General features: G+C 71.0%; 10 protein-coding genes. 9 read left to right on the forward strand and 1 reads right to left on the reverse strand.

Translation table 11 applies throughout. The features are described 5' to 3' along the window. Positions 1-75: 75 nt before the first annotated feature. From ACWGH0_RS30645 to ACWGH0_RS30680, 8 genes are all read left to right on the forward strand, one after another. Positions 76-327, forward strand: coding sequence for an acyl carrier protein (locus tag ACWGH0_RS30645; RefSeq protein WP_453407528.1), 252 nt, complete (start codon positions 76-78; stop codon positions 325-327). Continuing rightward, on the forward strand, positions 324-1,577 hold the full coding sequence (locus ACWGH0_RS30650) for a beta-ketoacyl-[acyl-carrier-protein] synthase family protein (RefSeq protein WP_453407529.1): 1,254 nt from the start codon (positions 324-326) through the stop codon (positions 1,575-1,577). The genes ACWGH0_RS30645 and ACWGH0_RS30650 overlap by 4 nt, the downstream gene beginning before the upstream one ends. Before the next feature lie 68 nt (positions 1,578-1,645). Next, complete coding sequence (locus ACWGH0_RS30655; protein WP_453407530.1) at positions 1,646-2,575, forward strand: alpha/beta fold hydrolase; 930 nt, start codon at positions 1,646-1,648, stop codon at positions 2,573-2,575. Between the two features lie 84 nt (positions 2,576-2,659). Then, entirely contained in the window at positions 2,660-2,887 is a 228-nt protein-coding gene (locus tag ACWGH0_RS30660; RefSeq protein ID WP_453407531.1) for a hypothetical protein, read from the forward strand. An 88-nt stretch (positions 2,888-2,975) separates the two neighbouring features. Then, positions 2,976-3,623, forward strand: coding sequence for a hypothetical protein (locus tag ACWGH0_RS30665; RefSeq protein ID WP_453407532.1), 648 nt, complete (start codon positions 2,976-2,978; stop codon positions 3,621-3,623). A 266-nt stretch (positions 3,624-3,889) separates the two neighbouring features. Further along, positions 3,890-4,123, forward strand: a complete 234-nt coding sequence (locus ACWGH0_RS30670) for a chaplin (RefSeq protein ID WP_453407533.1) — start codon at positions 3,890-3,892, stop codon at positions 4,121-4,123. A gap of 197 nt (positions 4,124-4,320) precedes the next feature. Then, positions 4,321-5,280, forward strand: a complete 960-nt coding sequence (locus ACWGH0_RS30675) for a chaplin (RefSeq protein ID WP_453407537.1) — start codon at positions 4,321-4,323, stop codon at positions 5,278-5,280. Positions 5,281-5,536: 256 nt separating this feature from the next. Then, complete coding sequence (locus tag ACWGH0_RS30680; RefSeq protein WP_453407534.1) at positions 5,537-5,860, forward strand: hypothetical protein; 324 nt, start codon at positions 5,537-5,539, stop codon at positions 5,858-5,860. Between the two features lie 248 nt (positions 5,861-6,108). Here the strand turns inward: ACWGH0_RS30680 and ACWGH0_RS30685 are convergent, their stop codons facing one another. Continuing rightward, the gene (locus ACWGH0_RS30685) at positions 6,109-6,504 is read right to left on the reverse strand and encodes a rodlin (protein ID WP_453407535.1); all 396 of its coding nucleotides are present in this window, start codon (positions 6,502-6,504) and stop codon (positions 6,109-6,111) included. Between the two features lie 210 nt (positions 6,505-6,714). On the opposite strand from ACWGH0_RS30685, the gene ACWGH0_RS30690 reads away from it, so the two are divergent. Beyond that, positions 6,715-7,110 carry a rodlin gene (locus ACWGH0_RS30690; RefSeq protein WP_453407536.1) on the forward strand — a complete coding sequence of 132 codons (396 nt, stop codon included), beginning with the start codon at positions 6,715-6,717 and terminating at the stop codon, positions 7,108-7,110. The last annotated feature ends 72 nt before the right edge of the window (positions 7,111-7,182 follow it).

The following is a 7,182-nucleotide window of genomic DNA, read 5'->3' on the forward strand; positions in this document are numbered from 1 at the left end:
ATAGGGCGAACGATGTAAAGGCCCGTCCGGGTGGGCGCGTATAAAGGTTGCCGGACGAACTCGGAGGAGCGACGAGTGGCCAGTGCGACAGATGCCGTCAGCACGCTGATGGTGAAGAAATTCGGAGTGGACCCGGCGGCCGTCCGTCCCGAGAACCCGCTCCACGCATTGCGCATGGATTCGCTCGCGCTGGAGGAATTCCGCATCCTCATCGAGGAGCAGCTGGAAATCGACCTGGAGGACGCGGCCCTGACCTCCCGCAACACCGTGGGCGAGCTCGTCGAGCTCGTGGAGGCCAAACTCGCCGGCCCCGGGACGCCGCGATGACCGGGCGGACCGTCCCGCCGTTCACGGCGGCCGTGACGGGACTCGGACTGGTCACGGCGGCCGGCGTGGGCGTCCCCGACACCTGGCGAAACGTCACGGAGGGCCGGGTCCGCCCCGCCTCCGTCGGCGCGCGCGAGGAACTGCGCGACCTCCCCTGCGACTTCATGTACGCCGTGCCCGCCGAGGACCTCGACACGGCGCAGGCGCTCGGCGTCGCGGCCCAGCGCCTGATGGACCGTTTCTCCCAGCTCGCCGTGCTCGCGGCCCGCGAGGCCGTGGCCGACGCCGGGCTCGACCCTGCCGTCTGGGACGGCGGCCGGGTCGCGGTCGTCATCGGCTCCGCCCACGGCGGCCTCCCCTTCTACGACGAGCAGCACACCGCGCTGACCGCCAAGGGCCCGCGCCGCGTCTCCCCGAAGCTCGCCCCGCTGACCGTGGTCAACGGCGCGGCCAGCAGTGTCTGCATGGACCTCGGCGCCCGCGGCCCGAGCCAGGCGGTCTCCACCGCCTGCTCGTCGGGCACGGTGGCGATCGGCACCGCGCACCAGATGCTGCGCACCGGCGCCTGCGACATCGTCGTCGCCGGCGGGGCCGAGTCCGTGTGCTCGCGGCTGCTGATCGCCAGCGCCTGCCAGATGCGCGCGGTGTCCACCCGCCGCGACGACCCCGCGGCGGCCTGCCGCCCGTTCGACGCCGACCGCGACGGCTTCGTCGTCGGCGAGGGTGCCGGGCTGCTCGTCATGGAACGCCCCGAGCACGCCAGGGCCCGCGGCGCCCGGATCAGGGCGCACGTCGCCGGCTACGGCGCGTCCAGCGACGCGTACTCGGCGGTCGCCCCCGACCCGGAGGGCAAGGGCATCGAGAGCGCGCTGCGCACCGCGCTCGGGGACGCGGGCATCGCCCCGTCGGAGGTCGGCCACGTCAACGCGCACGGCACGTCCACCGTGTTCAACGACCTCATCGAGGCGACGACGCTGCACCGGGTGCTGGGCGCCGGCCCGCTCGTCACCTCGACCAAGGCCATGACGGGCCACACCCTGGGCGCGGCCGGCGGCATCGAGACCGCGCTGACGGTGCTCGCCCTCGAACACCAGCTGGTCCCTCCCACGGCCAACCTGGACGCGCTCGACCCGCACATCCCGGTCGAGGTGGTCGCCAAGGCCGCCCGCCCCGCCGCGTTCGACTGCGCGGTCAAGACGTCGCTCGGCTTCGGCGGGCACAACGCCGCGCTCGTCCTCACCCGCGCCTGACGGGGCCCCGACGCCCTCCGCAGAGACCAGTCGAAGATCACGAGAGCACGGCGAGAAGGAGAAGGAGCATGCCCGAGGAAACCGTTCGCTCGCTGTCGGTGGACGGGCTGCGCTACTCCTACCGCGTACTGCACCGCACGGGCCCGGCCACCGGCGCGCCGGGACCGCTCGCCGGGGAGGTCACCGAACCGGTGGTCGTCCTCGGCGGCGCCCTCCAGGGGATGCTCGGCTGGCCGCAGATGGACGGACGCCTCGGGCCCGTCGCGAGCGTGGTGACCGCCGACCTGCCGGGCATGGGCACCGCCGCGCCGCTGCCGCCGGGGCCCAGCGCGGACCTCCTGTGCGCCGCGGTCACCCGGATCATCGACGACCTCGACGTACCGCGCGTCAATCTCTTCGGCTTCTCGTACGGCGCCGCGCTCGCCTTCCGCTGCGCCCAGCGCAACCCGGGCCGCGTCGCCCGGCTGATCCTCGGCGGTGTGCCCGCCCACATCTCCGACGCCCAGCGGGCGCATTGGCAGTGCGCCACCGACCGGCTCGCCGCAGGTGACCGGGACGGCTTCGCGACGCTGGTGACCGAGGCGCTGATGTGCCTCGACCCCGACCGGTACGTCGCCCGCAGGGACCTCGCGTACCGGTACGTGAAGCGCACCATGCTGCACGCCGTCGCCCACTCCCCGCACGCCGCGGACTCCGTGTACCGCTCCCTCGGCGACCGGCCGGACTTCTCGGGGGGCCTGTCGGGGGTACCGGCGCTCGTGTTCACCGGGGAGCACGACACGGTGACGTCGGCCGAGCGGCAGCGGGCCTTCGCCGCGACGATCCGGGGAAGCCGCTTCACGACGATCCGGGACGCCGACCACTGGGTCGTCCTCGAAAAGGCCGACGAGGTGGCCGACTTGGCGCTCCGCTTCTTCACCGACCGCCCGCTGGAGCCCGCCGGTTACCTGAGCGCGGTGCCGCAACAGGAGCGAGCGGCGGACCGCAGCCGGGCCTGAGCCTCGGGCCCGGCCGGCGCCCGGGGCGTCCCGCGGCCACTCGAACCGCCCGTGACCTGTGGGGATCTGGGCCGTTGGCAGGGCATGAAGAAACGAAGCGCAGTCGCCGCGGCCACTGCCGCGGCGTTCGCGGCCGGACTGGCGACGGCCCTGGCGGGGCCCGCCCCTTCGGCCCTGGCGGGGCCCGCCCCTTCGGCCCTGGCCGCCCCGCAGGACCGCTCCGACCGGCCCCCGGCCTCGCCGCTCCCGCTCGGCCTGCCCGACGTGAGCGAGGAGAGCTTCCAGGGACTCGACAAAGCACTCCAGTACTGACGCAGCGTGCGGGAAAAGTTGCGGAGGGTGGTCGCCGGTTGCACGGTGGCGTTGTCCCCTCTCCGACCCCTCACGTAAGGACACCCCCATGCGCATTCCCCGAACCGCCGGCCTCGTCGTCTCCTCCCTGGCGTGCGGCGCACTGGCGTTCGGCGCGGCGGGGGGCGCGATAGCGGCCCCGGTGTCGCCTCCGCCCGCCGCGGAGCGCCCCGCCGCCGCGGACCCGCTGCCCGGCGCCGACAAGCTCACTCCCCAGGTGAAGCTGCTGAACGACATCGCCGGTGTGCTGACGCCCGTCACCAAGCTGCTCGACGCGATCATCGCCGGCGGAGGCAAACTGTCGCCCGAGGAGATCGCCAAGCACACGAAGGCGATCGAAGAGGCCCTGGACAAGCTGCCCAAGGCCCCCGGCACCGCCCTCGAAGTCCCCGCCTCCCCGTCCCCCGAGCTGCCTTCCGTGGCGGCTCCCCGGGCCGCCGACGCGGGTCTCGAACTCAAGGCGAAGGCGGTCGTCGACCTGCGCGCCAAGGTCGACGTACTGCTCAAGGCCGCGGAGCAGGGTGACGCGGCCAAGGTGACGGAGGCGGTCGTGGCCACCATCACCGCGAGCCTCAACGTGGTCGTCAGCATCGTGGTGGGCGGCGGTCTCCCGGCCCCGAACCTCGAAGGTCTGCCCGCGCTGCCGAAGGTCCCCGGCGCCGCGGACGCCCCGAAGGTCCCCGGCGCGCCCGTCTGACGCCCGACACGCCGTGCCCGTTCCCGGTTTCCCCTGCTGGGGAGGCCGGGCATCGGCGTGCGGACGTCAATTCACGCCGCACCGGGCCGAAATGGCGGTTAGGGCGTTCGGGTGACGGTGGATAGATAGCTTCTTTTATGGAGTTTCCTCGGTGGAACCGGATCGTTACCGATGACGACGGCGACGCTACGGGCGTGAAGAAGACAGACTCGTGCAGCGCGAAGGACGTGGCTGTGTAGGGTGTCGCCGCCGGAAAGGTTCTTAAAGTGAAGTACATGAAGAGCGCCGCTTTCATCGCCGGCTCGCTCCTGGCCGTCGGTGTCGCCTCCCCGGCCATCGCCGACTCCGGTGCGAACGGTGACGTCAAGGGCAACCCGGGCGTCATCTCCGGCAACAACGTGCAGGTGCCGATCCACATTCCGGTGAACCTCTGCGGCAACACCGTGAACATCATCGCGCTCCTGAACCCGGCCTTCGGCAACGAGTGCATCAACAAGTAGTTCCCCGTCCGAACCGCTAGATGTTCGGTCACAGTTGGCCCCCCAGTGCACGCCATGCGCTCGGGGGCCCACTGAACCTCCCTCATCGCGTGTGAGCAATCGGCTCCCCCGCAGGTAGACAGACAGGGAACGGCAAAGTGCGACAGGTTTTGAGCAGAGGTGTGTTCGCCGCGGCGGCCGCCTCCGGGCTCCTCGCCATGTCCGGAGGCACCGCTCTGGCGGATTCCGGGGCCGAGGGGGATACCTCCAACTCGCCGGGCGCAGTGTCCGGCAACAACGTTCAGGCGCCTGTACACGTTCCGGTGAACGCGTGCGGCAACACCATCAACATCATCGCGCTTCTGAACCCGGCCTTCGGCAACGAGTGCGCCAACGGTGAGTCGAAGAAGCCGCACAAGCCCTCCAGGCCCGGCCACGGCGAGCCCGGTCACGGCGGCCCCGGTCACGGCGGCCCCCCTGGTGAGGGCCCCGGCCACGGGAACCCCCCTGGTGACGGCCACCCCGGCGGCGGCCACCCGGGCGGCGAGGGACCTGACGGCCATCACCCCGGTGGCGGTCACCCCGGCGGTCACCCGGGCAACGACCACCCCGGTCACCCGGGGAACGACCACCCCGGTCACCCCGGCAACGACCACCCCGGTCACCCCGGCGGCGACAACCCCGGCAACGACCACCCCGGTCACCCCGGCGGCGACAACCCCGGTGAGGGGCACCCCGGTGGCGGGAAGCCCGAGGGCAAGCCGCCCGTGGGCGAGCGGCCGCACGAGGAGCACCCCGGTGGCGAGCCGCCGCGTCACGAGCCGCCCCACCAGGAGCAGCCCGGTGACGAGCCGTGCGAGGAGGAGCCCCCGGCCGAGGAGCCCCCGGGTCACACGCCGCCCGGTACTCCGCCCGCCGAGAAGCCTCCGGTCGACAAGCCCCCGGTCGAGGAGCTGCCGGCCGAGGAGTCGCCGGCCGAGGAGCCGTCCGTCAACAAGCCGCCCATGGCCGAACCCCAGGCCCAGAAGCCGCCCACGCAGGTGCTTCCCGCCGCGCAGGAGGCTCCCAGCCTGGCCGCCACGGGTGCCGGTGAGCTCGGCGCCGCGGCGGCGCTCAGTGCCGCGCTGCTCGGCGGCGGTGTGCTGATGTTCCGCCGCAAGGCGTCCGCGCAGATCTGACACGGGATCCGGCGCACACGCCGTACGCACGAATGGAGCGGGTTCTCCGGAACCCGCTCCATTCGTGTGTCCGGGGGACATGCGGACGCTTTGCCGTGTCCGCATCCGGGTGAATCGGCAAGAACGGCGTACGATGTCAGTTTCTCACCGTGCGGGCCTTCGTTAGTCCTGGTGTAAGTGACATGGAACAGCAGCGTCGGAATGTCACGGGATTCGTAGTTCGCGGATTACGCCAGCACGAAGAGGGATCACTGGAATGAAGTACATGAAGGCCGCCTCGACCATTGCCGCTTCGATGATGGCCGCGGGAGCCGCCGCGGCAGCCGCGTCTCCGGCCGCCGCCATGCCCGCCGAGTACCAGGCGATGAGCCTGAACGGCGGCGTGCAGCAGCTGACCGACGCCCTGAACAAGCACCAGCCCGTGGACTCCACCGTCCAGCCCCTTCTGCACGCCGCGACCGACACCGCGCAGGCCGTCAACGAGGCCAGGAACGGCGACCCGTCCAAGCTCCTCGGCAACGCCCAGAAGACCGCCAAGACCGCCGGCCCCATGCTCGGCGGCATGCCGCTCCAGGGCTGAGCGGCCTCCGCGCCCTCGCGCGGCGTCGCCGGAAGGCCGGTGCGTACACCTGTGGGTGTGCGCACCGGCCTTCTCGTGTGTACGTCGTCTCGTGCGTACGCCTTCTCGTGTGTACGGGCGCACGGGGCCTGCGGGTGGTTCCGGGTCCCAACGTCCCGCGCCGGCGGCCGGGGCGGGCGCAGCAGTGCGCCCCCGACGGCGGTCGGGGGCGCACTGTGCGTCAGGGCCCGATCAGGCCGCGACCGGCGTCACTCGTTCGACGCGCCGTTGCCCGCGATGGCGTTGTCCAGCAGGTGCGACAGGGTCTCGTCGTCCTTGTTCTGGGTGGAGCTCTCGACGCACTGCTGGTCCTGCGGGTTGGACAGGATGTCCTGAACGCCGACGTTGATGAGGCCGACGACGTTCTGGATGTTCTTGATCGGGACGGTGATGCACGGCTTGTTGAGCGTGCCCTGGATGATGGACAGCTGCGGGCTCTGCTTGCCCTTCGTGATGGAGTTGCCGTACTTCTGCACCGCTCCGTTGCCGCTGGCGTTCGCGGTCGTCTGGTCGTCACCGGCGGCGATCGCCTGGCCGGCTCCGGCAGCGCCGAACCCGACTACAGAGGCAGCGACCGCGGCCGAGGCCATCATCTTCTTGAGCATTTGATTTCCTTGTTAGTCCGGTACTCAGGGTTCTGCGTCAGGCTCAACTTTCGGTCAGGGCTTTGGTTGCGCCGATTCACTCGAATGGTATTTGCGGGCCTTCTGGAGTATCCCTGCGCGGCCAAATGGGTGATGCAGGAGAACTAACCCATCGCTGTGGAGTTGGTCAGTGAGCCTCACCTCGGGGTACGACATGGAAAGAGGAAAACAGTGATCAAGAAGGTCATGGCTACCGCTGCCGTCGCCGTCTCCGTCATGGGCCTCGGTGCCGCGGCCGCCCCGCAGGCAATGGCGGCCGCTGACGACCAGGACACCCGCACGGCGAGTGGCAACGGGTCGAAGCAGATCTACGGCAACTCCGCCACGCACGGCGACATGAGCCCCCAGATGTCGCTCATCCAGGGCTCCTTCAACAAGCCGTGCGTCGCCGTCCCGATCAAGAACATCCAGAACGTCGTCGGCCTCATCAACGTCGGCGTCCAGGACATCCTGTCCAACCCGCAGAACCAGCAGTGCGTCGAGAACTCCACCCAGAACAAGGGTGACGAGACGCTGTCGCACGTCCTGGACAACCTGCTCGCCGCCAACGGCGCGGACAACAGCTGACGTTCGTCAGCCACGGCACGGACCACCGCGCTCCCTCCTGCGCGGTGGTCCGGGCCGGCACCCGACCGGGAA

The organism is Streptomyces sp. NPDC054887, from assembly GCF_053610585.1.

Excerpts from the sequence above, each read along its gene's own strand:
- ACWGH0_RS30650 (WP_453407529.1), top strand. The coding sequence starts at position 324 with ATGACCGGGCGGACCGTCCCGCCGTTCACGGCGGCCGTGACGGGACTC.
- ACWGH0_RS30655 (WP_453407530.1), top strand. The coding sequence starts at position 1,646 with ATGCCCGAGGAAACCGTTCGCTCGCTGTCGGTGGACGGGCTGCGCTAC.
- ACWGH0_RS30660 (WP_453407531.1), top strand. The coding sequence starts at position 2,660 with ATGAAGAAACGAAGCGCAGTCGCCGCGGCCACTGCCGCGGCGTTCGCG.
- ACWGH0_RS30665 (WP_453407532.1), top strand. The coding sequence starts at position 2,976 with ATGCGCATTCCCCGAACCGCCGGCCTCGTCGTCTCCTCCCTGGCGTGC.
- ACWGH0_RS30675 (WP_453407537.1), top strand. The coding sequence starts at position 4,321 with ATGTCCGGAGGCACCGCTCTGGCGGATTCCGGGGCCGAGGGGGATACC.
- ACWGH0_RS30680 (WP_453407534.1), top strand. The coding sequence starts at position 5,537 with ATGAAGTACATGAAGGCCGCCTCGACCATTGCCGCTTCGATGATGGCC.
- ACWGH0_RS30685 (WP_453407535.1), bottom strand. The coding sequence starts at position 6,504 with ATGCTCAAGAAGATGATGGCCTCGGCCGCGGTCGCTGCCTCTGTAGTC.